26 protein-coding genes are annotated in these 23,330 nt (G+C 66.8%); 10 read left to right on the top strand and 16 right to left on the bottom strand.

What is annotated here, in order from left to right; translation table 11 throughout:
* The first annotated feature begins 6 nt into the window (after positions 1-6).
* Genes AC1RTA_RS07245 through AC1RTA_RS07235 form a run of 3 tightly spaced genes read left to right on the top strand, consistent with a single transcriptional unit; the run spans position 7 to position 2,861 of the window.
* Positions 7-966, top strand: a complete 960-nt coding sequence (locus tag AC1RTA_RS07245) for a complex I NDUFA9 subunit family protein (RefSeq protein WP_492784361.1) — start codon at positions 7-9, stop codon at positions 964-966.
* A gap of 33 nt (positions 967-999) precedes the next feature.
* Complete coding sequence (locus AC1RTA_RS07240; protein ID WP_416244272.1) at positions 1,000-1,632, top strand: glutathione S-transferase family protein; 633 nt, start codon at positions 1,000-1,002, stop codon at positions 1,630-1,632.
* Between the two features lie 8 nt (positions 1,633-1,640).
* Positions 1,641-2,861: a multifunctional CCA addition/repair protein gene (locus AC1RTA_RS07235; RefSeq protein WP_130459708.1), complete on the top strand. Its 1,221-nt coding sequence runs from the start codon at positions 1,641-1,643 to the stop codon at positions 2,859-2,861.
* Here AC1RTA_RS07235 and AC1RTA_RS07230 read toward each other — a convergent pair.
* Positions 2,845-3,036, bottom strand: coding sequence for a DUF2905 domain-containing protein (locus tag AC1RTA_RS07230; RefSeq protein ID WP_130459707.1), 192 nt, complete (start codon positions 3,034-3,036; stop codon positions 2,845-2,847). The two genes, AC1RTA_RS07235 and AC1RTA_RS07230, sit on opposite strands and share 17 nt — an antisense overlap.
* Before the next feature lie 95 nt (positions 3,037-3,131).
* Between AC1RTA_RS07230 and AC1RTA_RS07225 the strand changes: the two genes are divergently transcribed.
* Positions 3,132-3,749, top strand: a complete 618-nt coding sequence (locus tag AC1RTA_RS07225; protein WP_492784360.1) for a glutathione S-transferase family protein — start codon at positions 3,132-3,134, stop codon at positions 3,747-3,749.
* Positions 3,749-4,561 (top strand): alpha/beta hydrolase, encoded by an 813-nt coding sequence (locus tag AC1RTA_RS07220; protein ID WP_014235799.1) that lies wholly within the window; start codon positions 3,749-3,751, stop codon positions 4,559-4,561. Before AC1RTA_RS07225 ends, AC1RTA_RS07220 begins: the two co-directional genes overlap by 1 nt.
* 72 nt (positions 4,562-4,633) lie before the next feature.
* Here AC1RTA_RS07220 and AC1RTA_RS07215 read toward each other — a convergent pair whose 3' ends face one another.
* Positions 4,634-4,828 carry a YjfB family protein gene (locus AC1RTA_RS07215; protein ID WP_014235800.1) on the bottom strand — a complete coding sequence of 65 codons (195 nt, stop codon included), beginning with the start codon at positions 4,826-4,828 and terminating at the stop codon, positions 4,634-4,636.
* 162 nt (positions 4,829-4,990) lie between these two features.
* On the opposite strand from AC1RTA_RS07215, the gene AC1RTA_RS07210 reads away from it, so the two are divergent.
* Positions 4,991-5,188: a hypothetical protein gene (locus AC1RTA_RS07210; protein WP_130459704.1), complete on the top strand. Its 198-nt coding sequence runs from the start codon at positions 4,991-4,993 to the stop codon at positions 5,186-5,188.
* Between the two features lie 17 nt (positions 5,189-5,205).
* On the opposite strand, the gene AC1RTA_RS07205 is transcribed toward AC1RTA_RS07210, so the two are convergent.
* Together AC1RTA_RS07205 and AC1RTA_RS07200 are read right to left on the bottom strand one after the other, a co-directional pair.
* The gene (locus AC1RTA_RS07205; RefSeq protein WP_130459703.1) at positions 5,206-6,060 is read right to left on the bottom strand and encodes a type IV pili methyl-accepting chemotaxis transducer N-terminal domain-containing protein; all 855 of its coding nucleotides are present in this window, start codon (positions 6,058-6,060) and stop codon (positions 5,206-5,208) included.
* 82 nt (positions 6,061-6,142) lie between these two features.
* The gene (locus AC1RTA_RS07200; protein ID WP_130459702.1) at positions 6,143-7,300 is read right to left on the bottom strand and encodes a class I SAM-dependent methyltransferase; all 1,158 of its coding nucleotides are present in this window, start codon (positions 7,298-7,300) and stop codon (positions 6,143-6,145) included.
* 90 nt (positions 7,301-7,390) lie between these two features.
* Between AC1RTA_RS07200 and AC1RTA_RS07195 the strand changes: the two genes are divergently transcribed.
* The 3 genes from AC1RTA_RS07195 (at position 7,391) to AC1RTA_RS07185 (ending at position 10,090) form a co-directional block, all read left to right on the top strand.
* A complete protein-coding gene (locus tag AC1RTA_RS07195; protein WP_014235804.1) occupies positions 7,391-8,146 on the top strand; it encodes a pteridine reductase in 756 nt (251 codons plus the stop codon).
* 21 nt (positions 8,147-8,167) lie between these two features.
* Positions 8,168-9,067, top strand: a complete 900-nt coding sequence (ttcA, locus tag AC1RTA_RS07190) for a tRNA 2-thiocytidine(32) synthetase TtcA (RefSeq protein ID WP_014235805.1) — start codon at positions 8,168-8,170, stop codon at positions 9,065-9,067.
* 120 nt (positions 9,068-9,187) lie between these two features.
* Entirely contained in the window at positions 9,188-10,090 is a 903-nt protein-coding gene (locus AC1RTA_RS07185; RefSeq protein WP_014235806.1) for an adenylate/guanylate cyclase domain-containing protein, read from the top strand.
* 79 nt (positions 10,091-10,169) lie between these two features.
* Here AC1RTA_RS07185 and AC1RTA_RS07180 read toward each other — a convergent pair whose 3' ends face one another.
* The 12 genes from AC1RTA_RS07180 to recA all read right to left on the bottom strand — a co-directional run bounded on the left by AC1RTA_RS07180 (position 10,170) and on the right by recA (position 21,095).
* The gene (locus AC1RTA_RS07180; RefSeq protein WP_492784359.1) at positions 10,170-12,506 is read right to left on the bottom strand and encodes a serine/threonine-protein kinase; all 2,337 of its coding nucleotides are present in this window, start codon (positions 12,504-12,506) and stop codon (positions 10,170-10,172) included.
* 16 nt (positions 12,507-12,522) lie between these two features.
* Positions 12,523-13,332, bottom strand: a complete 810-nt coding sequence (locus AC1RTA_RS07175) for a hypothetical protein (RefSeq protein ID WP_492784358.1) — start codon at positions 13,330-13,332, stop codon at positions 12,523-12,525.
* 63 nt (positions 13,333-13,395) lie between these two features.
* Complete coding sequence (locus AC1RTA_RS07170; protein ID WP_492784357.1) at positions 13,396-14,211, bottom strand: hypothetical protein; 816 nt, start codon at positions 14,209-14,211, stop codon at positions 13,396-13,398.
* A 16-nt stretch (positions 14,212-14,227) separates the two neighbouring features.
* Entirely contained in the window at positions 14,228-14,899 is a 672-nt protein-coding gene (locus AC1RTA_RS07165; RefSeq protein WP_130459699.1) for a hypothetical protein, read from the bottom strand.
* 124 nt (positions 14,900-15,023) lie between these two features.
* Complete coding sequence (locus AC1RTA_RS07160; protein WP_152090116.1) at positions 15,024-15,338, bottom strand: PsiF family protein; 315 nt, start codon at positions 15,336-15,338, stop codon at positions 15,024-15,026.
* Positions 15,339-15,383: 45 nt separating this feature from the next.
* Complete coding sequence (gene hprK, locus AC1RTA_RS07155) at positions 15,384-16,319, bottom strand: HPr(Ser) kinase/phosphatase (RefSeq protein ID WP_014235811.1); 936 nt, start codon at positions 16,317-16,319, stop codon at positions 15,384-15,386.
* Positions 16,288-16,773, bottom strand: a complete 486-nt coding sequence (gene ptsN / locus AC1RTA_RS07150; RefSeq protein WP_014235812.1) for a PTS IIA-like nitrogen regulatory protein PtsN — start codon at positions 16,771-16,773, stop codon at positions 16,288-16,290. Before ptsN ends, hprK begins: the two co-directional genes overlap by 32 nt.
* Positions 16,774-16,928: 155 nt before the next feature.
* A complete protein-coding gene (gene hpf, locus AC1RTA_RS07145) occupies positions 16,929-17,249 on the bottom strand; it encodes a ribosome hibernation-promoting factor, HPF/YfiA family (RefSeq protein ID WP_014235813.1) in 321 nt (106 codons plus the stop codon).
* Positions 17,250-17,263: 14 nt separating this feature from the next.
* On the bottom strand, positions 17,264-18,742 hold the full coding sequence (locus AC1RTA_RS07140; RefSeq protein WP_130459697.1) for an RNA polymerase factor sigma-54: 1,479 nt from the start codon (positions 18,740-18,742) through the stop codon (positions 17,264-17,266).
* A 66-nt stretch (positions 18,743-18,808) separates the two neighbouring features.
* Positions 18,809-19,555: an LPS export ABC transporter ATP-binding protein gene (lptB, locus tag AC1RTA_RS07135; protein ID WP_014235815.1), complete on the bottom strand. Its 747-nt coding sequence runs from the start codon at positions 19,553-19,555 to the stop codon at positions 18,809-18,811.
* A 65-nt stretch (positions 19,556-19,620) separates the two neighbouring features.
* Complete coding sequence (recX, locus tag AC1RTA_RS07130; protein ID WP_130459696.1) at positions 19,621-20,076, bottom strand: recombination regulator RecX; 456 nt, start codon at positions 20,074-20,076, stop codon at positions 19,621-19,623.
* Positions 20,073-21,095 carry a recombinase RecA gene (gene recA, locus AC1RTA_RS07125; protein WP_014235817.1) on the bottom strand — a complete coding sequence of 341 codons (1,023 nt, stop codon included), beginning with the start codon at positions 21,093-21,095 and terminating at the stop codon, positions 20,073-20,075. Before recA ends, recX begins: the two co-directional genes overlap by 4 nt.
* 136 nt (positions 21,096-21,231) lie before the next feature.
* Between recA and AC1RTA_RS07120 the strand changes: the two genes are divergently transcribed.
* Positions 21,232-23,313: a PAS domain S-box protein gene (locus tag AC1RTA_RS07120; RefSeq protein WP_492784356.1), complete on the top strand. Its 2,082-nt coding sequence runs from the start codon at positions 21,232-21,234 to the stop codon at positions 23,311-23,313.
* Positions 23,314-23,330: the final 17 nt, after the last annotated feature.

The raw sequence follows: 23,330 nt of genomic DNA, 5'->3' as shown, positions 1-23,330 counted from the left end.
ATAATCATGGCGATCAAAAACATTCTGTTGCTGGGCGGTAGCGGCTTTGTCGGCAGCCACATTGCCAACCTGCTGTCTGCCCGCGAAGGCATCCGCATCACCGTGCCCTCCCGTCGTCGGGAACGGGCCAAGCACCTGCTGCCCCTGCCCGGGGTCGATGTGGTGGAAGCCAACATCAACAAGGAAGAAGACCTGCTCGCCCTGATGCGCGGCCAGGACGCGGTGATCAATCTGGTGGGCATCCTCCACGGCGACAGCGAAATGCCCTATGGCCGCAAGTTCGCCCAGGCCCATGTGGAACTGCCGCGGAAAGTCGTCTCCGCCATGCAGCAGGCCGGCGTCAAGCGCCTGGTGCACATGAGCGCCCTCAAGGCCGACGCCAAGGGCCCCTCCGAATACCTGCGCTCCAAGGGCGACGGCGAAGCCATCGTGCTGGCCGCCCAGGGCCCGCTGGACGTGACCGTGTTCCGTCCCTCCGTCATCTTCGGCGCCGGCGATTCCTTCCTCAACACCTTCGCCAAGCTGCTCAAGCTGGCCCCGGTGTTCCCCATCGGCTTCCCCGACGCCCGCTTCCAGCCGGTGTGCATCGACGACGTGGGCCAGGCCTTCGTGGACAGCCTGGAAGACAGCGACACCTTCGGCCAGACCTATGAACTGTGCGGCCCCGGTGTCTACAGCCTGCGCGAACTGATCCAGTACACCGGCAAGGTGATCGGCAAGGAGCGGCCCCTGTTCAAGCTCTCCGAAGGCTGGGCCTACCTGCAGGCCGGCCTGCTGTGGCTGGCGCCCAAGCCCCTGATGTCCCCGGACAACCTGCGTTCCATGCAGGTGGACAACGTGGCCACCCCCGGCGCCAAGACTCCGGCCCGCTGGTGCCCCGCCTCCCTGGAATCCGTGGCCCCCACCTACCTGGCCGCCGATCCCAACGCCAAGTTCAACACGTTCCGGGGCCAGGCCGGCCGCTGAACGCCTGCCCCCCGCCCGGGAGGAGAATCCATGCTGCAACTGGTCATCGGCAACAAGAACTTCTCCTCCTGGTCCCTGCGGCCCTGGCTGCTGCTGAAGCAGGCCGGGCTGCCCTTCCGGGAAATCCCCGTGCGCCTGCGCCAGGCGGACACCAAGGCCCAGATCCTGGCCCACTCGCCCTCCGGCAAGGTGCCGGCATTGATCGATGGCGACCTGACGGTGTGGGACTCCCTCGCCATCTGCGAATACCTGGCCGAAAAAGCCTCCCTGAATCATGTGGACCTGTGGCCCGCCGACCCCAAGGCCCGGGCCGAGGCGCGCAGCGTCAGCGCCGAGATGCACTCCGGCTTTGCCGCCCTGCGCCAACACATGAGCATGGAGGTGGCTGCCAGCCGCCCCGGTGAAGGCCAGACGCCGGAGGTCCTGGCCGACATCGCCCGCATCGCCGCCCTCTGGACTTCCTGCCGGGAGCGCTTCGCCGCGGCCGGCCCCTTCCTCTTCGGCGACTTTTCCGTGGCCGATGCCATGTACGCTCCGGTGGCCTTCCGCTTCCACACCTACGGCGTCGAACTGCCGCCCCTGGCTGCCGCCTACCGGGACACCCTGCTGGCCCTGCCGGCCATGCAGGAATGGGCTGCCGGCGCCCGGGCCGAGGTGGGCGCCTGACCCCGCTCATGCAGATCTACGTCGTCGGCGGCGCCGTGCGCGACCGCCTGCTCGGCCTGCCGGTGCAGGACCGGGACTACGTGGTGGTGGGCGCCGATCCCCAGACCATGCTGGCCCAGGGCTTCAAGCCGGTGGGCAAGGATTTCCCCGTCTTCCTGCATCCCCAGACCCATGAGGAATACGCCCTGGCCCGCACCGAAAGGAAGACCGGCCGGGGCTACGCCGGCTTCGCCTTCCACGCGGCGCCGGACGTGACCCTGGAACAGGACCTGGCGCGGCGGGACCTGACCATCAATGCCATCGCCGAAGGCGAGGACGGCAGCCTCACCGACCCCTACGGCGGGGTCCGGGACATTGCCGCCCGGGTGCTGCGCCATGTGGGCCCGGCCTTTGTCGAAGACCCGGTGCGCATCCTGCGCCTGGCCCGCTTCTCCGCCCGCTTCACCGATTTTTCCGTGGCCCCGGAAACCCTGGCCCTGATGCGGGAAATGGTGGCCAACGGCGAGGTGGACGCCCTGGTGCCGGAAAGGGTGTGGCAGGAACTGGCCAAGGGCCTGATGGAGGCCCGGCCCTCGCGCATGTTCGCCGTGCTCAAGGACTGCGGCGCCCTGGCCCGCCTCCTGCCGGAACTGGAGAAGCTCGACGGGGTGCCCCAGCGGGCCGACTACCATCCGGAAATCGACACCTTCGACCACGTCATGCGCGTCATCGACGTCGCCGCCAGCCGCGGCGAGCCGCTGCCGGTGCGCTTCGCCGCCCTGCTGCACGACCTGGGCAAGGGCACCACGCCGGCCGACATCCTGCCCCGGCACATCGGCCACGAGCACCGCAGCGTGGAGCTGGGCGAGGCGCTGTGCGCCCGCCTCAAGGTGCCGGTGGAATGCCGGGACCTGGCCCTGCTCACCGCCCGCTACCACGGCGACATCCACAAATGCCTGGAAATGCGGCCGGCGACCCTGGTCACCCTATTGGAAAAGACCGACGCCTTCCGCCGCCCCGAGCGTTTCGAGCAATTGCTCGCCGCCTGCGCCTGCGACTACAACGGCCGCAAGGACTGGGAGGAGCGCCCCTACGCCAGCCCGGCGCGGCTGCGCACCGCCCTGGCGGCGGCCCGCAGCGTCGATGCGGGGGCCGTGGCCAAGGCCGCCGGCGACCGTTCCCGCATCCCCGACGCCATCCACCAGGCCCGGGCCGGCGCCGTCGCGGCGGCCCTCAGAGAAAACGGCTGAGCAGGGCCAGCAGGGCAGAAAAGACCAGGGTGGAGCCGAAGGGAAAGAAATAGTCCCGGCCGCGCAGGCGCAGATTGACATCCCCGGGCAGGCCCCGCCGCCGCCCCGGCTGGCGGGGCAGGAACAGGCCCAGGAGTATCACCCCCAGGCTCAGGGTCAGAAGCCATTTCAACATTGTGCAGACCTAGACAGGAAAGGTTGGCGCCCACATCCGGCGGCCCCGATTTAACCACGGGAAGCCGGCCCCGCGACACAGAACCAAGGAAAGCCATGATCACCCTCTACACCTGGGGCACCCCCAACGGCCGCAAGGTCTCCATCATGCTCGAAGAGTGCGGCCTGCCCTACGCCGTGCAGCCGGTGGATATCACCCGGGAGCAGCAGTTTGCCCCGGACTTCCTGGCCATCAACCCCAACAACAAGATTCCCGCCATCGTGGACCGGGAGGGCCCCGGCGGCCAGCCCCTGAGCCTGTTCGAATCCGGCGCCATCCTCATCTACCTGGCGGAAAAATGCGGCCGCTTCCTGCCCGTTGCCGGGCCGGAGCGCTATGCCGTGCTGCAATGGCTGATGTTCCAGATGGGCGGCATCGGCCCCATCTTCGGCCAGACCCACCACTTCCTGCGCTTCGCCCCGGCTCCGGTGCCCTACGCCATCGAGCGCTTCCGCACGGAAACGGCCCGCCTCTACGGCGTCCTCGAGGGCCAGCTGCAACGCCAGACCTACGTCGCCGGCGATTATTCCATCGCCGACATGGCCATCTACCCCTGGGTCAGCCGCCACGAATGGCAGGGCATCGACCTGGCGGACTATCCCCAGGTGGCCCGCTGGGCCGCCCTGGTGGGCGAGCGGCCCGCCGTGCGGCGCGGCATGGAGGTGCCCGCCTGATGGACACCCGCGCCCAGGACCAGGTCCTTGAAGTCATTTCCCGCCCGGCCCAAGGCAAGGCCAAGGCCCGGCCCACGCCCCTGCTCTTCGTCCATGGCGCCTTCGCCGGCGCCTGGTGCTGGGACGAGCACTTCCTGCCCTTCTTCTCCGCCGCCGGCTACGACGCCCATGCCGTTTCCCTGCGCGGCCACGGCGGCAGCTGGGGTCACAACAGCATCGACTGGTGGAGCATCCAGGATTACGTCGAGGACGTGCGCCGGGCGGTGGCGGAACTGGAACAGGCGCCGGTGCTGATCGGCCACTCCATGGGCGGCTTCGTGGTGCAGAAGTACCTCGAGCAGGCCCAGGTGCCGGGCGCCGTCCTGATGTGCTCGGTGCCGCCCCAGGGCCTGGTGGGGGCTTCCCTGCAGATGGTCTTCTCCCGCCCGGACCTGCTGGGGGACCTCAACCACCTGCTGGGGGGCGGCCAGGTGGCCAGCCACGTGCTGGAGCAGGCCCTCTTTGCCCAGGACGTGGAGCCGGAGCGCCTGCTGCGCTACTACGGCCACATGCAGAAGGAGTCCCAGCGGGCCATCTGGGACATGTCCCTGTTCAACCTGCCCCAGCTGCTGCGCATGCGGCTGCCGCCCCTGCAGATCATCGGCGCCGAACTGGATGCCCTGGTGCCGGCGGCCCAGGTGAAGATGACCGGGGACACCTACGGCATCACCCCGGAAATCTTCCCCGGCATGGGCCACGGGCTGATGCTGGAACAGGATTGGGAAAAGGTGGCCAGGTCGCTCCTGGCCTGGCTCCAAGGCCAGGGTTTCTGAACCGCGGCACCCAAAACAAACGCCCCGGCAAGCCGGGGCGTTTCGGTATCTGCGACGGCAGGGCCGGGCAGCTCAGGCCGTGGTGTTCACGTTCTTGCCCAGATGGTCGGGCAGATTGACGGTGGACTGGGGCAGGGCCTGGATCAACTGGGCCGCACTGGAAGCCTGGGCATCCAGGGCCTTCTTCAGGACTGCGGTTTGAATCTGGTTGCTGGTCTGGGTTTCCGAAAAACTGGTGGCCAGACTGGCGATGCCATTGACGTCCATGGCGTTCTCCTCGTGGAATTACTATTTCATTCTACGACCAAAATCCGGCTTTCTTGATACCGGAGCAAAAAAATCCCGGAACAGCTCAACCTTTTCCCGCCGCACTCCGTTACACCTCTTACAGGGGGCGACGGGCGCCCCCTCACGGTGAAGGAGAGCAACATGCTGACCATCATGGACATGAGCACGGGCCGCTGCAGCGACGACCTCACCGCCCATTACGACGAAGACGTACTGAACGCCAACTGGACCGAGCCGCCCCGGCTGGAGCCCCAGCTGCAACTGGTGGCGGCACCGGCGCGGCAACCGGGTATCGACCCCGCCCTCTATCTCCACGCCTTCTACGCCGCCCAGGAATAGGCACTGCCCGGATCACCTCAGTTGCGGCGGGCGCCCCCCGGCGCCACCGCCACCTGGGTGCTGTTGTAGACCTGGGCGTACTGGCGGCTAACCTCCTCCAGCACTTCGGCGATGCGCTCGCTGGTAGTGGCCACATTGCGGGCCTGGCTCTGCCTGTCCGTACCGGCGCCGCTGCCGCCGCCGACCAGGGCCTGGTCGAAGAACAGCCATTGGGTACGGGCCAGTTCCAGGGCATTGCGCACGGCGGCGGTGTTTTCCCGGGCCCCGGCCAGCTCGCCCAGGGCGGTGTTGAATTCACGGCGGGCCTGCTCCGCGTCCACCTGGCGCCCCTGGCTGCGGTCGCCGGCATAGCCCATCAGATACAGCCGTGCCAGCCGCTGGGCCAGCATGTTCTGCCGCTGGGATAGATCCAGCAGGCGCCCCATATTGCCTTCGCTCTGCTCCTCGATCAGCAGGCTCAGCTTGCCGCTGGCCAGCATCAGGTCGTCGCTGACCGCCAGCACCCGCTGCAGGGCCGGCGTGGTGTAGGGGGACTTCAGTGCCTGCCGCAGCTCCACCCAGAGGGCCTGGGTGCGCTGCAGGGTTGGCGCCATGCGGCTCTGGCGGCTGTAGGGAGCTAGTTCGGCAAGAGCCGTCTCCAGTTGCTGGGTGGCTTTCTGCAACTGATTGCGGGCGCTGTCCGCCTGAATCTGCAGACCGGCCTGCAGGTAGAGCTTGGCCACGCGCTGGGACTGCAGCCGCAGCTGGCCCACGGCCACCAGGTCGCTGGCCCCGGCAGCCTGGACGGCACCGGAAAGCAGCAGGGCAAAGAGAAACAGTAGCCCCAGGAAGAGGGCACGACTGGCAGCAACGGGGAGCAAGGCAAGGGGCATGACGGCATTCCCGAAAACATCTAGGGGCCGTCAGTAAACACCCTCCGCGTTGCAGGAATATGAAGGGCCGGAACGCTGCCGCTTACAAGGTGTGGCTGCGGTCGCCGCGCTGGAAGCCGAGCAGGGGCTCGGCCAGGCCCTTGCCCAGGGCGATGACCTTGAACAGCTCGCCCATTTCATGGGGCTGCACGAGTTTCTGCACCATGGCCGCGGCCTTGAAGTACTCGCTGCTGCCGGGGGCCAGGCTGGCCAGGCAGTCCAGCAGACCCGCATTCATGAGGAACTGGCCCTGGGCGGTATAGCCCAGCACTTCCAGGCCCGCGGCGAAACCGGCTTCGGCCGCTGCCGTGAAATCCACGTGGGCGGTGATGTCGGTCAGGCCCGGCAGGTGGAAGGGGTCCGGGTGGGCATGGTGGCGGTAGTGGCACATCAGGGTGCCGCCGCCCCTTTGGGGATGGTAGAACTCCTGCCGGGGAAAACCGTAGTCCAGCAGCAGCAGGGCTCCTTGCTCCAGGATCGGCCCCCAGGAGGCCACCCAGGCCGGCGCTGCGAGGCCGATCTCGCTCATGTAGCCGGCCGGCGGAATGGTGCATTCGGCCGCCAGGGACTGGGCCCTGGCCAGCAGTTCGCCGGTGGCGGGGCGTTCGACCCAGGCAAAGCCTGCGGGGCCGATGCCGACGCCCCGCTCGAAAATGCCGCTCTCACGCCAGGCCACCGCATGCACGGGCATGGCGTCGAGCACCTCGTTGCCCAGCACCAGGCCGGAGAAGCGCTGCGGCAGGCGATCCAGCCATTGCACCCGGTCCAGCAGATGGGGCGCCCGCTGCTCCAGGGTCGCCGCCTGGCGCTGGCGCAGGTCAGGCGACAGGTCCAGGATGGCATAGCTTTCCGGCAGGCTGCCCAGGGCCTCCAGGGCCAGCAGCAGGTCGGCCGCCAGACGGCCGGTGCCGGCCCCGGCCTCGATGATGCGGGGGCCGCTGGCCGCCATGATCTGGGCCGCCTGGGGCGCCAGGCTGCGGGCGAAGAGGGGTGACAGTTCGGGGGCGGTGACGAAGTCCCCGTCGGCGCCGAACTTGCGCGCCCCGGCCGTGTAATAGCCCAGCCCCGGCGCGTAGAGCGCCAGTTCCATGAACCGGGCGAAGTCGATCCAGCCGCCCCGGCCGGCGATTTCGGCGGCGAGGGCATCGGTCAGTCGCTGGCTGTGAGCCAGGGCATCGGCGTCGGGCAGGGGCAAGGCCATGAAAGAAGAAGAAAAAGGGGCGAAAAGAGGGCGGGATGATGGGCCAATCCGCTAAAATTCGCAAACTTCCAAATCCGTTCAGGGCAGTCCATGGACAGCAACGGCAACTTGCAGGGCAAGGCGATTCTGGTGACCGGCGGCGCCAAGCGGGTCGGTGCGGCCATCGCCCGGCGCCTGCATGCCGCCGGCGCCAGTCTGGTGCTGCATTACCGCTCGGCAGCGGCCGAGGCCCGCAGCCTGGCGGCCGAGCTGAACGCCCAGCGGGACGGTTCCGCCGTCTGCATCCAGGCCGACCTGCTGCAGACCTCGGCCCTGCCCGGGCTGGTGGAGCAGTCGGTGACGGCATTCGGCCGTCTGGACGGCCTGGTCAATAACGCTTCCAGCTTTTTCCGCACGCCCCTGGGCAGCATCGACGAGGCGGCCTGGGACGACCTGGTGGGCAGCAACTTCAAGGCCCCCCTGTTCCTCACCCAGGCGGCGGCGCCCCATCTCCGGGCCAGCGGCGGCGCCGTGGTGAACATCACCGACGTTCATGCCGAGCGGCCCCTGGTGGGCTATCCCCTGTATTGCGCCGCCAAGGGCGCCCTGCTCACCCTGACCCGGGCCCTGGCGGCGGAGCTGGCACCGGTGGTGCGGGTCAATGCGGTGGCGCCGGGTCCCATCCTGTGGCCGGAGGGCAGCGACTTCGACAGCGCCGCCCGCCAGGCCATCGTCGCCGACACCCTGCTGGGCCGGGAAGGCAGCCCGGCCGACATCGCCCGGGCCGTGCACTTCCTGCTGGTGGACAGCCCTTACATCACCGGCCAGGTGATCAACGTAGACGGGGGCCGCACGGCCCATCTGTAATCAAGTAACCAGGAATCTCCCGTGGAACGCTCCAACACCCTGCAACGCATCGAAAAATGGCTCCTGCGCGAAACCGGCAAGGCCATCGCCGACTACAACATGATTGAGGAAGGCGACACGGTGCTGGTCTGCGTTTCCGGCGGCAAGGATTCCCATACCCTGCTGCACCTGCTGCGCATCCTCCAGGCCAAGGCGCCGATCAACTTCCGCCTCATCGCCATGAACCTGGACCAGAAGCAGCCCGGTTTCCCGGCCGAGGTGCTGCCGGCCTACTTCGAGAAGACCGGCGTCGATTTCCGCATCATCGAGGCCGACACCTACTCGGTGGTGAAGGAGAAGATTCCCGAGGGCAAGACCACCTGTTCCCTCTGTTCCCGCCTGCGCCGCGGCATCATCTACCGCACCGCCAAGGAGCTGGGCGCCAACAAGATCGCCCTCGGCCACCACCGGGACGACATGGTGCATACCCTGTTCCTCAACCTGATTTTCGGCGGCAAGCTGAAGGCCATGCCGCCCAAGCTGGTCACCGACGACGGCGCCCACGTGGTCATCCGTCCCCTGGCCTACTGCGCCGAGAGCGACATCGCCCGCTACTCCCGGGGCATGGAATTCCCCATCATCCCCTGCAACCTGTGCGGCTCCCAGGACAACCTGCAGCGGCAGAAAATCCGGGAGATGATGCAGGAGTGGGACCAGAAATTCCCCGGCCGCACCGAGGCCGTCTTCAGCGCCCTGCAGAACGTGGTGCCCTCCCACCTGGCGGACACCAAGCTGTTCGACTTCAAGGGCCTCAAGGCCGGCCTGACCCCGGCGGCCGAGGGCGACACCCTGTTCGATCCGCCGGAGCTGCCGCCCATGCTGGCGCCCCGGGGTCCCCTGGACGGGGACGATTTTCCGCTGCCCGTAGTGGCTGGGGCCTGAGCCCTTTGCTATGATGCCGGTTCAGGGAAAATCAACATAAATCAATAATATGACGAAGATAATACGTGCTGTTCAGGTAGTTGGAGTCATGCTGTCGCAGTCATTCAGGGGGGTAATGGCATGAGTAGTACCGAATCAGAACTGGCGGTACTGTTTGCCGACATTTCCGGCAGCACCCGGCTCTACGAGAAGCTGGGGGACACGGAAGCCCTGCACGCCGTCGATCGCTGCATCAAGCGCATGGAGCGGGCCGTCGAGGGTTACCAGGGGCGCATCATCAAGACCATCGGCGACGAGCTGATGGTGGCCTTCCCCACCGCCGACGCCGCCTTCCAGGCGGCCATGGACATGCAGCAGCGGGTCCTGGACCTGCCGCCGGTCTCCGGGGTCAAGCTCAACATCCGGGTGGGTTTCCATTTCGGCCCCACCATCGAGGAGAACAACGACCTCTTCGGCGACACGGTGAACACCGCCGCCCGCATGGCCGGGCTGGCCAAGGCCGGCCAGATCATCACCAACGCCCAGAGCCTGGCCACCGTCTCGCCCCTGCTGCGGGCTTCGACCCGGGATGTGGACCGGCTGCCGGTGAAGGGCAAAGCCGAAGAAATGCAGATCGTCGAGGTGCTGTGGCAGGAGACCGAGGAGCTGACCATGAAGGCTCCCAGCATCGACCCCACCCAGCCCCTGCGCACCGTGACCCGCCTCTGCGTGCGGCACCACGGCAAGGCCTATCTGCTGGATGACAAGACCTCCACCCTGACCTTCGGCCGCGGCGGCGAGAACGACGTGGTCATCGAGGACCGCAAGGCCTCCCGCAGCCACGCCAAGATCGAACGCCGGCGCGACAAGTACGTGCTGATCGACCAGAGCACCAACGGCACCTTCGTCGCCTTCGAAGGCGAGGCCGAAGTGTTCCTGCGGCGCGAGGAGATCGTCCTACGCAACAAGGGCCTGGTGGCCTTCGGCCACACCGCCGCCAGCGGCAGCACCGAAATGGAAGTGGCCCAGTTCGAATACCTGTAAGCGGGCCCCAACCAAAGCCAACGGCCGGAGGCGTCATGCCTGCCGGCCGTTTCTTTTGGGCCTGTCCCCAGGAGCGTCTTCAGATTTCCAGCTTCTTCAGCAGGGCCGGGTTTTTCACCACTTCGGCCCGGCGCCCGGGCGTGGCTTCGTAGAGGGCGGCCGGCGGCGCCTCGTTGAGGCGGGCCAGGCCGGCAGCGCTGCTGCAACGGCTGTCCAGGCCCACCGTCACCTCGCTGCCGGCGGTGGATACCACGCTGAAGCAGGGCTGGCCCAGCTTGCGGTTGAGGGGCGCAAGGACGGCGGCCTGGGCCAGCTCCGCCGTGGCCGGCAGGCTGCCGGACAGCTCCGCCTCCACCACCTCGCCGTCGAGACGGGTGCCCAGCACTGCCCGCAATCCGTTCATTTCCTGCTGCAACCTGGGCAGCAGGGCCTTGTCGGGCAGGGCGCCGAAGCGGAAGCGGACCTTCTGGCCGGCGAAACGGAAGTGCTGCAGGAAGAAGCTCTTGGAGAACTCCTCGCCCACCAGCCGGCCCACATCCTTCAGGGCCGCCTCTTCCGTGGCCCAGCTGCCGTTCTGGGGCAGGGTGGTGTTGAAGTAGATTTCCTCGCCGCTGGCCTGGTCGATGCACTTCACCGTCCACGAAGTGATGACGTACTTCTCGATGGTCAGGCCGGAAGCCTGCAGGGTGGCGGAAAGCTTCTTGAAGCGGGCCTCGCCGACGATGGCGAAATCGGCTCCCGGCTGGCCCTTGGCGGCATCGCCCCAGGTGCGGAAGCCGAAGGACTGGACCCGCTCCTTGAGGATGTTCTCGGCGATGGGGGAACGCACGGCATCGCCGGCTTCGCCCCGGGTGTTGATGGTGACGGAGATTTTCGGGTCACCGTTGTTGCGGATGAAATCCACCCGCTCCTCGGCGGACATCTGGTTGAGGGATTTCTGCACCTCCCGCACCCGCACCACGGCCCGGGTGCCCAGGGTGGCCAGACCGCCGGCCTCCTGCTGTGGCGCCTCTTCCTGCAGCACCGATTCGATGAAGTCGCCGCTGCGGGAAAGCAGGCGGGCAGACAGCAGATCGTAGTAGCGGGAGAGGGAGGCCGGCTGCACGTTGAGGGCCACCGCCTTTTCCACCAGCTGGCGACGGGCATCCTCCCGCAGGGCGGCCTGCAGCAGGGCCGGATCGCCGGCCAGGCGGGAGTCGCTGGGATCGGCCACGCCCACGGCGGAAATGACGATGGTGCCGTTGTCGGCCGCCGCTACCGAAGCCGCCGGCAACGCTGCCGGGGAACCCGATCCGTCGCCGCCGCGGCCCAGGTACAGGTAGCCGGCACCGGCCGCCACCAGGATCGCCGCCCCCGCCGCCAGGGCATAGGGCAGACGGGATTTGGCAACGGCCTGGGAGGCAGGCGGGACGGACGTCCCGACCATGCCATGGCTGGAAGGCGCGTCCTTGCTGGCTGCTGGCGATGGTACCACCCGGGTGGCCTCGCCGGCTGCGGCGGGCACCGCCGCTCCGGAGACCAGGGTCCGCTCCGCCTCGGCAGAGAGCAGGGTGACCTCATCGGTCACCAGGGTCGCCTCCTCCTCCGGGCCGCCGGCCATGGCCTGCTGCAGGGCGGCGGCGAACTCCCGGGCGCTCTGGAAACGCTGCTCCGGCCGCTTGGCCAGGGCCTTGCGCACCACCGCATCGAAACGCCGCGGCACCTGCACGTTAAGCTCGGAAGGGGCGATGGGATCCTCCTTCAACACCTTGTGCATGATGGTGGTGAGCTGGCCGGTGAAGGGCTTTTCCCCGGTGAGAAACTGGTAAAGCAATACGCCGGCGGAGAACAGGTCGGAACGGCCGTCCACCGTCTGCCCCATGAACTGCTCCGGCGACATGTAGGCCGGGGTGCCGAGGACGGAGCCGGCCTGGGTCAGATTGGAGGATTCGATGCGGGCGATGCCGAAATCCCCCACCTTGGCCTGGCCGTTGTGCAGGATGAAAATGTTGGCCGGCTTGATATCCCGGTGCACGATGCCGTTGCCGTGGGCGTGGTCCAGGGCGGAGAGCAGCTCGCCCATGAGGCGGGCGATCTCGGTGAGGGAAAAGCGTTCGGACTTGTCGAAATAGTCCTTCAGCTCCCGCCCTTCCACATACTCCATGGCGATGAAGGCGGTGCCCCCGTCCTCGCCATACTCGTAGATGGCGACGATGTTGGGATGGTTGAGCCGCCCGGCGGCCTGGGCCTCACGCTGGAAACGGCTCAGCAACTCCTGGGCCTCGTCCTTCTCCAGCTGGTCCCGGCGCACGGTCTTGAGGGCCACCCGCCGGACAATGCCCGGGTCGAAGCCCTCATAGACCACCCCCATGGCCCCCCGCCCCAACTCCCGGCGGACCTCGTACTTGCCCAGCCTTTGCGGCATTGCTTCAGCCATGGCAGCTCCTTGATGGTTACTTCTTGTACTTGCTGTCGATCTCGTACACGTTCTTCTGCACCAGGCGCTGCACCAGGGAATCCAGGGTCAGGCCGCCAGACTGGCCGGAAGAAAAACCCATGACGGAAGTGCCCTTGGATCCCAGCTCCATTTTTTCCTCGGTGTAGCCGGTCGCCACCTGCTCGGTGGTGTTGGCGTTGATCAGCTTGTAGCGCATGCCGACAATCCACACCCCGGTCGCTTCCTGGGTTTTCACGGAACCCACTACCTCCCCGGCCACGGCGCCGCCCCGGCTGTTGGAGGCAATGGCCACCACGTTACCGATGGCCCGGCCGTCAAAGCCCTGCTGGGCCTGGGCCACCGGCTCCGCCTTGAGGATGTCGAACTTGAGAATCCATTTGGTGGTCTTGAATTTGCCCTTCTGCAGCATTTTCCGGGCCTTGGATGGATCACCCATGGTGTAGGCCAGGGTGAACTCGTTGAGCAGGGGACCTAGGTCGGCCCGCTCCAGCACCTTGAAATTGGCCTTGCCCAGTTCCAGTTCGGCGTAGTCGGCGATGTTGTTGGGGCCGAACTTCTGGGTGAAGCTGGCATTGTTGCTCTTGATTTCCCCAGGGATCACGACGATCTGGGGCCCCTTCTTCGCCGCATTGGCGTACTCCACCGGCTTGTACATGGCCTTGTCGGCCATGGCATTGGCCTGATCGGAAGTCGAACTGCCGCAGGTCGCCGACGGGTTGTCGGGATCGCACTTCGACGGATTGGTCTGGCAGGCGGCCAGAACCAGGCCAAAAGAGGAAAGAAGAAGCAGGCGCTGCACACTCATGGAAGACTCCCTGTTTTTATGTACGTATAGGCCGGCCTTGGGCCGGCGCCCCCTAGGGCAGCGTTACTTGTACTTGCTGTCGATTTCCCAGACGTTCTTCTGCACCAGGCGCTGCACCATGCTGTCCAGGGTGAGGCCGCCGGAGGCGCCGGAGGAAACGCCCATCACCGACGAGCCCTTGGCTCCCAGTTCCATTTTTTCCTCGGTATAGCCGGTGGCCACCTGTTCGGTGGTGTTGGCGTCGATGATCTTGTAGCGCATGCCGATGATCCACACCCCGGTGTTTTCCTGGGTCTGCACCGAACCGACCACCGTCTCGCCGACGGCCCCGGCCTGGGCCCCGCCCATGGAGCCGGAGAAGGCGCCGAAGACGCCCAGCAGCTTGCCCACGGAGCGACCGTCGAAGCCCTGCTGGGCCTGGGCCACCTGTTCGGCCTTGAGGATGTCGAACTTGACCACGTATTTGGTGGTCTTGAACTTGCCCTTCTGCAGCAGCTTGCGGGCGGCGCTGGGGTCACCCATGGTGTAGGCCAGGGTGAACTCGTTGAGCAGGGGCCCCATGTCGGAGCGTTCGAGAATCTTGAAGTTGGCCTTGCCCAGTTCCAGTTCGGCGTAGTCGGCGATGTTGTTGGGGCCGTATTTCTGGGTAAAGGAGGCGTTGTTGGACTTCACCTCCCCCGGGATGACCACCAGGGCCGGGCCCTTCTTCGCCGCATTGGCGTACTCCACCGGCTTGTACATGGCCTTGTCGGCCATTTCGTTGGCCTGCTTGGAGGTGTCGCTGCCGGCGGTGGGCGACGGGCTGTCGAAAACCGGCTGGGCATGGGCCGAACCGGCGCAGGCCAGGGCCAGGGCAATGGGGGCGATGTACTGACGCATGAAAGACTCCGTAGGTTTATTTTTTTGGTTTGCCGGCAGCCCGGCAGTAATCGTTGTAGAGCTTGGCCACGACCTCCTCGGCCTGCTCATGGACCAGCTCCAGGGCCATGCCGGCGGTGTCACTGCCGGAATAGGACTCGGCCTTGGCCGTGGCGGTGGAAATGGTGCGGCCGTCCGCCGCCGCCAGGGTGAAATGCATGGTCACATAGACCTCGGGCAGGCGCACCACCGGGTTGTAGGCGGTGCGGGTGGAAACCCCGCCCTTGAGCACGAAAGCGGCGCCCAGCTTGCTGGAAGCGGCCAGGGCCGCGTCCGGGTCGTTGCGGAAATAGGCCTCCATCTCGGCCTGGGCGATGCGGGCCCGCTGCTCCTCGGCGGTGTAGGTCTTCAGGCCCAGGGCCTTCAGCTTCTGGTTGATCACGGCGGCATGGCGGCCGTATTTGCTGCCCTGCAGCTGGTAGCCGTCGGCCGTCTGGTCGGCCAGGGCCACCAGGATGCCCTGGTTGCGCAATGCCGCCTTGCAGGGTACGGCCAGATGCTGGGCGATGCGGCCGCGGCGGCCCTCCTCCTCGGCAGCACCCTGCTTCTCGTCCTCGGCAAAACTGAAGGCCCGGGCGCCGCCGGTTGCCGCCAGCAGCAGGCCGCAGCAGAGCAGGCGGGAAGCGGCACGCAGGGGGGCAGGCTTCATCTCGGGGCTCCAGGGAAAGTCCCCGGCATCAACGCCGGGGCAGGTGGAATGGGGCAGGCCATTCTGTCAAAAAAAATGCCAGCCTTCAATCGGCTGGCATTTTTGCGGGAAGTCCGCCCCGGGCTTACTTGGCAGCCTGGCTGTCGGCTTCGCACTTCTTGATGAAGGAGGCCTTGGCGGCACCGGCCAGCTTCTTCTCCGCGGCCTTGGACTGGCACTCCGCATTGGCGGCGGGAGCATCGGCGGTCTTGCCGGAGAGGCAGGTCTTCATGAATCCCTTGCGCTCGTCGCCCTTGAGGCCCTTCTCGCCGGCTTCCTTGTTGCAGTTCTTCATGCGCTCCTGCTGGGGCGTCGGCGCTTTGGCCGCGTCGGCGGCGCCGGCAACGGGAGCCAGGCCGATACAGGCCAGGGAAAACAGGGCTAGCAGCATCTTTTTCATGGTGTCTCCGTCAGTGGTCAGGCAGGGCTTACCACTATGCGTTCGTCAAATATCGTCGTCAAGCAGCAGCTTCTGCTGCCGGGTGATGAATTCCTGCATGTTGTCGATGCCGCGCAGCTGCAGGATGCTGTTGCGCACCGCCGCCTCCAGCAGCACCGCCAGGTTGCGCCCGGCAGCCACCGGAATGACCACCTTGCGCACGGCCACGCCGAGGATCTCCTGGGTCTGGGCATCCAGGGGCAGGCGCGGCGCATCCACCCCGGCCACCGGCTTTTGCAGGTGCACGATCAGCTTTAGCTTCATTTTCCGCCGGGAGGCGGTCTCGCCGAAGATGGTGCGGATATTGAGCAGGCCCAGGCCCCGCACTTCGAGGAAGTCCCGCAGCATGCCAGGGCAACGGCCCTCGATGGTGGCGGGAGCGATGCGGGCCAGTTCCACCACGTCGTCGGCGACCAGACCGTGGCCCCGGGAAATCAGTTCCAGGGCCAGTTCGGACTTGCCGACGCCGGAATCGCCGGTGATGAGGACGCCCATGCCCAGCACGTCCATGAAGACGCCATGCACCGACACCGTGTCCGCCAGGCGGCGGGAGAGGTAGATGCGCAGCAGGTCGATCACGGCCGAGCAGGGTTTGGCGGTGGTGAACAGGGGCGTGCCGGTGCTCTCGCAGCCCTCCAGCACGGCCGGCAGCACTTCCAGGCCCTCGGCGACGATGACGGCAGGGGGCTGGGCGGCGAAAATTTCGTTCATCTGCGCCTTGAGGCGCTCAGGATTGACGCGGCTCAGCCACTGGTACTCGGCGGCGCCGATGACCTGCAGGCGTTCCGGGTGGATCAGGTTGAGGTGGCCGACCACGTCGGCGCCGTAGTTGCCCCGCTCCCGGATCTCGATGGAGCGTTCGGCACCCTGGGCCGCGACCCAGGTCAGGGACAGCTTGTCCTGGTGGTCCTCAAACAGCTGGCTGATGGAGATTTGCCGCATGGTTCCCCCAGTCGGTGAACAGGCGGTGGGCGTCGTCGGTGTTGTCGCAGGCGCCCAGGGCCTCGCGGAAGGCCCGGTCGGAGAAACGCTGGGCCAGCTCGGAAAGAATCTGCAGATGCTGCTCGGTGGCCTGTTCCGGCACCAGCAGCACGAACATCAGGCCGACGGGCTTGCCATCGGGGGAATCGAAAGGCACCGGGGCGGACAGGCGCATGAAGGCGCCGGCGGCTTCCTTGAGCCCCTTGATGCGGCCGTGGGGAATGGCAACCCCCTGGCCCAGGCCGGTGGAACCGAGTTTTTCCCGGGCGAAGAGGCTGTCGAAAACCGTGGCCCGGGCGATGCCCAGGTTGTTCTCGAACAGCAGTCCGGCCTGCTCGAATGCCCGCTTCTTGCTGCTGGCTTCGAGGTCCAGCAGGATGTGGGCGGGAGGGAGGAGTTTGGCGATCAGATCCATGGGGCGGGAACCTTCCCCGAACAGCGGGATGGCGGCGGCAGGGCCGGTTGGAGACTGGGATTCAGGCAGGATACCTGGCGAAAAGTGGCGGGATCATAACGGAAAACGACCCCGCCGCCTATGCCTTTCATCCCAGTCCCGGAGAGGGAATCAGATCACTCTTCGATGTGATTCTTGATGGTGTCGCGGTGGTGATCCTGGGCCTTCTGCTTGTACTTCTGCACCTGGCGGTCCAGCTTGTCGATCAGGGTGTCCACGGCGGCATACAGGTCGGCATCCTCGGCATCCACGTGGATGTCCTTGCCGGGCACGCGCACGGTGACTTCAGCCTTCTGCTTCAGCTTTTCCACGGTGAGGATGACGTTGACGTCGATGACGCTGTCGAAGTGACGCGTAACCCGCTCCAGCTTGGCAGTGACGTAGTCGCGGATCGCCGGGGTGACTTCCAGGTGATGTCCGGTGATGTGCAGGTTCATGGCTCGCTCCTTTTTTAGATGGACTTGCGTAGGTTGGCCGGCGAAATGTTGAGCGCTTCTCTGTATTTTGCAATGGTTCGACGCGCCACAACAATGCCTTGTTGGCCAAGAATTTCGGATATTTGACTGTCCGAAAGGGGTTTTTTGGGGTCTTCGGCCGCCACCAGCTGCTTGATCAGGGCCCGGATGGCGGTGGCCGAACAGGCGCCCCCCGTATCCGTGGCCACGTGGCTGCCGAAGAAATACTTGAGTTCGAAAATGCCCCGGGGGGTGGCCATGTACTTCTGGGTGGTCACCCGGGAAACGGTGGATTCGTGCAGGCCCAGGGTTTCGGCGATTTCCCGCAGTACCAGGGGACGCATGGCCACCTCGCCGTGTTCGAAGAACTGGCGCTGGCGGTCCAGGATGGCCTGGGACACGCGCAGGATGGTGTCGAAACGCTGCTGCACGTTCTTGATCAGCCAGCGGGCCTCCTGCAGCTGGCCGGAGAGGCTGGAGCCGCGCTGCTTGGAGAGGATCTCGGCGTAGAGCCGGTTGATGCGCAGGCGCGGGTAGGCGTCCGGATTGATGCTGGCGGTCCACTGGTTGCGCACCTTCTTCACCACCACGTCCGGGGTGATGTAGCGGGCATCCAGGGGCGCGTACTGGGCGCCGGGCCGGGGGTTGAGGCTCTTCACCAGGTTGGTGACGGCGCGCAGGCGCTCGTCGTCGCAGCCCAGCAGCTTCTTCAGCTTGGTGAAGTCCCGGCCGGCCAGCAGTTCCAGATGATGGCGCACCAGCTTCAGGGCCTGGTCCCGCACCTCGTCGGCCGGCAGGGCTTCCAGCTGCAGGGCCAGGCATTCGCCCGGAGTGCGGGCGCCGACACCGGTCGGGTCCAGGTGCTGCAGGTGGCGCAGGGCGATCTGCAGGTCGTCCAGGTCGATTTCCAGCTCTTCCGGCAGGGCTTCCTGCAGCTCCTCCAGGGGCTGGGTCAGGTAGCCGTCCTCGTCCAGAGCCTCGATCAGGAAGCTGACCAGCTGCCGGTCCCGCTCGGAGAGCTGCATCAGGCCCAGCTGCCAGTTGAGGTGGTCGCGCAGGGAGGTGTTGGCGGCCTGCACTTCCTGGAAGTCGGAATCCTCGTCCTCGTCGCGGGAGGCGGAAGGGTAGCTGCCTTCGGCAAACCAGTCCTCGCCCTCGCCCAGGCTGTCCCGGCTGTCGTCCCGGACTTCTTCGGGGCCGTGACTGTCGGCGCCTTCACCGGATTCGCCGCTATCGCCTTCCCGCGGGCCTTCGGCAGCGGCCTCGGCCGTACTGCCGGCGTATTCGCCTTCGCTCCCGCTGTAGGAGGGCTCGTAGTTCTCGTCCTCGCGCTCCAGCAGGGGGTTTTCCAGCAGATACTTCTCCAACTCCTGCTCCAGCTCGAGCGTCGACAGCTGCAGCAGCCGGATGGACTGCTGCAGCTGTGGCGTCAGGGCCAGGTGCTGCGAGAGTTTGAGTTGGAGGGTTGGTTTCATGGACCCGGGGCCGAAGGGGCCGGCGGCAATGAGCGGGTTGAGGGAAAGACTCGGAGACTGGGCTCGTCAGAGACGGAAGCTCTCGCCCAGATATACTTTTCGGACGTCTTCATTATAAACGATCTCATCCGGGCGGCCAGACGCCAGCACCCGGCCCTCATTGATGATGTAGGCCCGGTCGCAGATGCCCAGGGTCTCACGCACGTTGTGGTCGGTGATGAGCACGCCGATGCTGCGGTCCTTGAGGAAACGGATGATCTTCTGGATTTCCAGCACGGCGATGGGGTCCACGCCGGCGAAGGGCTCATCCAGCAGGATGAAACGGGGAGAGGTGGCCAGGGCCCGGGCGATTTCCACCCGGCGGCGCTCGCCACCGGACAGGGCGGCGGCATTGGAAGCGCGAATGTGGCCGATGTGCAGCTCTTCCAGCAGTTCCTCCAGGCGCAGGTCGATCTCGTGCTTGGGCAGCTTCTGCAGTTCCAGCACGGCGCGGATGTTCTCCTCCACGTTGAGCTTGCGGAAGACGGAAGCCTCCTGGGGCAGGTAGGAAATGCCCAGATGGGCCCGCTTGTGGATGGGGAAGTGGGTCACTTCCTGATTCTGCAGCTGGATGGAGCCGCCGTCGGAGGGCACCAGGCCGACGATCATGTAGAAACAGGTGGTCTTGCCGGCACCGTTGGGGCCCAGCAGGCCCACCACCTCACCGCTGCCCACCTCGAAGGACACGTCATGCACCACGGTGCGGGACTTGTAGCGCTTTTTCAGGTTGTTGGCGGAAAGCTTGGCGATGAGGTCGGGGTTCTGCTCGGACATGGGCTATCGGATTCTATGAATGCGGGGGCGTAAAGGCATTGTGCCAGAGGTGTCGCCCGGGGGTTCTACCAGTCGCTGCCGGACTCGTCGTCCCAGCCGCCCTGCAGCACCTGGCGGACGGTGGCGGCGGCAAAGCCGCGGCTGAGGAGGAAGCGGGTCTGTTTGGCCCGCTCGGCCAGATCGGCGGGCAGGGCGGCGAATTTCTTCTGCCACACCTGGCGCGCCCGTTCCAGCTCGCTGCCGCCCTGGGCCAGGGCCGCGGCGACGGTTTCCTCGGCCACGCCCTTCTGCCGCAGCTCCTGGGCCAGCCGGGCATCGCCGTAGCGGCGGGCGCGGATGGCGACCCTTTCACTGGCATAGCGGGCATCGGAAAGCTGGCGGCGGGCCGCCAGGTCGTCCAGCAGGGTCTCCAGCTCAGCCTCGGATTCTGCGTGGGGCGCCAGCTTGCGGGCCAGTTCGGCCCGGCTGTACTCCCGCCGCGCCAGCAGCCCCAGGGCCCGCTGGCGCAGGCTCGGGGTCATTCCCCGGCAGCGGCCGCCGGGGCGGGATTGGCCACGCCCAGGGCTTCCCGGATCTTGCCTTCAATTTCCTGGGCAATGGCCGGGTTGGCCTTGAGGAATTCCCGGGAGTTGTCCTTGCCCTGGCCGATTTTCTCGCCCTTGTAGGAGTACCAGGCGCCGGACTTCTCGATCAGCTTGTTGGCCACCCCCAGTTCGATGATCTCGCCCTCGCGGGAGATGCCTTCGCCGTAGAGGATGTCGAACAGGGCTTCGCGGAAGGGCGGGGAGACCTTGTTCTTCACCACCTTGACGCGGGTTTCGTTGCCGATCACCTCGTCACCCTTCTTGATGCCGCCGATACGGCGGATATCCAGGCGCACGGAGGCGTAGAACTTGAGCGCGTTGCCGCCGGTGGTGGTTTCCGGGGAACCGAACATCACCCCGATCTTCATGCGGATCTGGTTGATGAAGATGACCAGGGTATTGGTCTTCTTGATGTTGGCGGTGAGCTTGCGCAGGGCCTGGCTCATCAGGCGGGCGTGCAGGCCCATCATGGAATCGCCCATCTCGCCTTCGATTTCGGCCTTGGGGGTGAGGGCGGCCACGGAGTCCACCACGATCACGTCCACACCGCCGGAACGCACCAGCATGTCGGCGATTTCCAGGGCCTGTTCGCCGTTGTCCGGCTGGGAGATGAGCAGCTCGCCGATGTTCACGCCCAGCTTCTGGGCGTACTGGGGATCGAGGGCGTGTTCCGCGTCGATAAAGGCGGCGGTGCCGCCCAGCTTCTGCATCTCGGCCACGACCTGCAGGGTCAGGGTGGTCTTGCCGGAGGATTCCGGACCGTAGATTTCCACCACCCGGCCCCGGGGCAGGCCGCCCACGCCGAGGGCCACGTCCAGGCCCAGGGAGCCGGTGGACACCACGTCCACACCCTTGTCCACTTCGGTCTCGCCCATCTTCATGATGGCGCCCTTGCCGAACTGCTTTTCGATCTGCGCCAGTGCGGCGGTTAGTGCTTTGGCCTTGTTGTCGTCCATGACTGAATTCCCCAAAATCAAGCGGCTGATTATGGCACAAACCCTCCGGCCTACGCCAAGTTACCCGGACTACGTGTTATCCCCAGCATCAAAGGCCTTGGAACACCGCGGCAAAGCAGGGAAAATGGCGCAAATTATGCTAAAGCGATTATTGGCGCCCCCGGCCGCCGCTCCCCTCCCCGCTGCCCGCCTGCCCCTGCTCCCGGGGCTGCTGCTGGTGTTTGCCGCCTATCTGGCGGTGGCCCAGCTGACCATGGCCATCGGCACTGCCGGCCACGGCCTCTTCGTGCCCTTCTGGCCCCCCGCCGGCATTGCCCTGGCCGCCCTCGTCCTGGGCGGCGGCCGGCTGTGGCCGGCAGTGCTGCTGGCCACCCTGGGCAGCGCCCTCATCAGCGGCTTTGCTCCCCTCACCGGCCTGCTCATGGGCGCCGGCAACGCCCTCGGCGCCTGGGCCGGCTACCGTCTGCTGCGGGGTCCCCTGCAGTTCGATCCGCGCCTGGGCCGCCCCCAGGACGTGCTGCACCTGTGTTTCAGCGCCCCCGTGCTGGGCGGCGCCATCAGCGCCAGCCTGGGCGTCGGTGCCCTGAGCCTGGGCGGCAGCCTGGAGCCGGCCCAGCTGCTGCCCGCCTGGCGCGGCTGGTGGGTGGGCGACCTGGCCGGCACCCAGCTGCTGGCCCCCCTGCTGCTGGCCTGGCTGCAGCCCCGGGAAGGCCTGGACCAGGGCCGCTGGCGCCATCTGGCGGTGGCGGCGGTGGTCGCCGCCGCCCTCAGCAGCCTGTGGTTCTTCTCCGAGCGGGCCCCCGAATCCTTTGCCTACGCCGGCCTGCTGCTCCTGCTGACCCTGATCTGGATCGCCTTCAGCTGCGAGTTGCGCCTGGTGACCCTGGCCCTGGCCACCACGGCCCTGACGGCCGCCGTCTTCGCCGCCCTGGGCACCGGCCCCTTCGCCAATATCGAGCCCCAGCTGGTGCAGGTGAAGCTGCAGGTGCTGATCGCCTCCCTCACCGCCGTGACCCTGGCCCTGGCCGCCGCCAACCGGCAGCGCCGCAGCGCCGAGGAGGACCGCAACCGGGCGGAGGAGCGCCTGGAACAGGTGCTGGATTCCCTCGACGACGTCATCTGGACCCTGGAGGCGGAGGAGCGGCGTTTCTCCTTCGTCAGCGGCGCCACCCAGCGTCTCAGCGGTCATTCCGCCGCCGAGCTGTATGCGAACGCCATGCGCTGGGCCGACGACCTGCATCCGGCGGACCGGGAAGCCACCCTGGCTGCTTTCGAACGGCAGTTCGCGGGGGAAGCCGCCGACCAGGAATTCCGCATCATCCGCGACGGCGAGGTGCGCTGGCTGCGGGTCCGCAGCCATCCGGTGGTGGTGGCGGAGCGGGTGGTGCGCATCCACGGCATCACCCAGGACGTCACCTCCCTGCACCGGGCCATGGACCGCCTCGCCGCCAGCGAGGAGCGCCTGCGCCGGGCCCTGGGCGCCTCGGAGGTGGGGGTGTGGGACTGGGCGGTGGAGACAGGCAATCTGCAGTTCGTCCTGGCCGTGGCCGACGGCAACGGCTACCGCCTGGCCGAGCGCAGCGTGGGCCTGGCCGAATGGGAAGCCAGCCTGCACCCGGAGGACCGGACCCGGGCCATGCAGGCCCTGCTGGATTGCCGCGACGGGCGCAGCCTCCGCTTCCGCTGCGAATACCGCACCCACACCCGGCACGGCCACTGGCGCTGGTTCCGCGGCGAAGGCCAGGTGGTGGACAGCGCCGACGGCCAGGCCCGGCACCTGGCCGGCACCTTCCGCGACATCCACGAGCGCAAGCAGGTGGAGGCGGAACTGGAGAAGCTCTCCATGGCGGTGGAACAGAATCCCTCGGTGGTCTTCATCACCGACGCCCAGGGCCGCTTCGAATACTGCAACCAGGCCTTCTCGGAAGTCACCGGCTACGGCCTGGAGGACATCCTGGAACAGACGCCGCGGCTGCTCAAGTCCGGGCTCAACGAGGTCGGCACCTATGCCGACCTGTGGCGCACCATCAACGCCGGCAAGACCTGGCGCGGACGCCTGCTCAACAGGCGGCGGGACGGCAGCATCTACGTCTGCCTGCAGGCCATCGCCCCCATCCGCGACGCCAACGGCCGCATCACCCACTTCGTCAGCATCAGCCAGGACCTCTCCGAACTGCAGGAATCGCCGGACCTGTGGCCGCCCCGGCGGCGCAGCTGAAGGGCGCCGGTCAACGC

It is taken from the genome of Azospira sp. MPR-E4 (assembly GCF_058809645.1).
The sequence above is the reverse complement of the archived record's forward strand: the minus strand, read 5'-3'. Positions and strand labels throughout refer to the sequence as shown.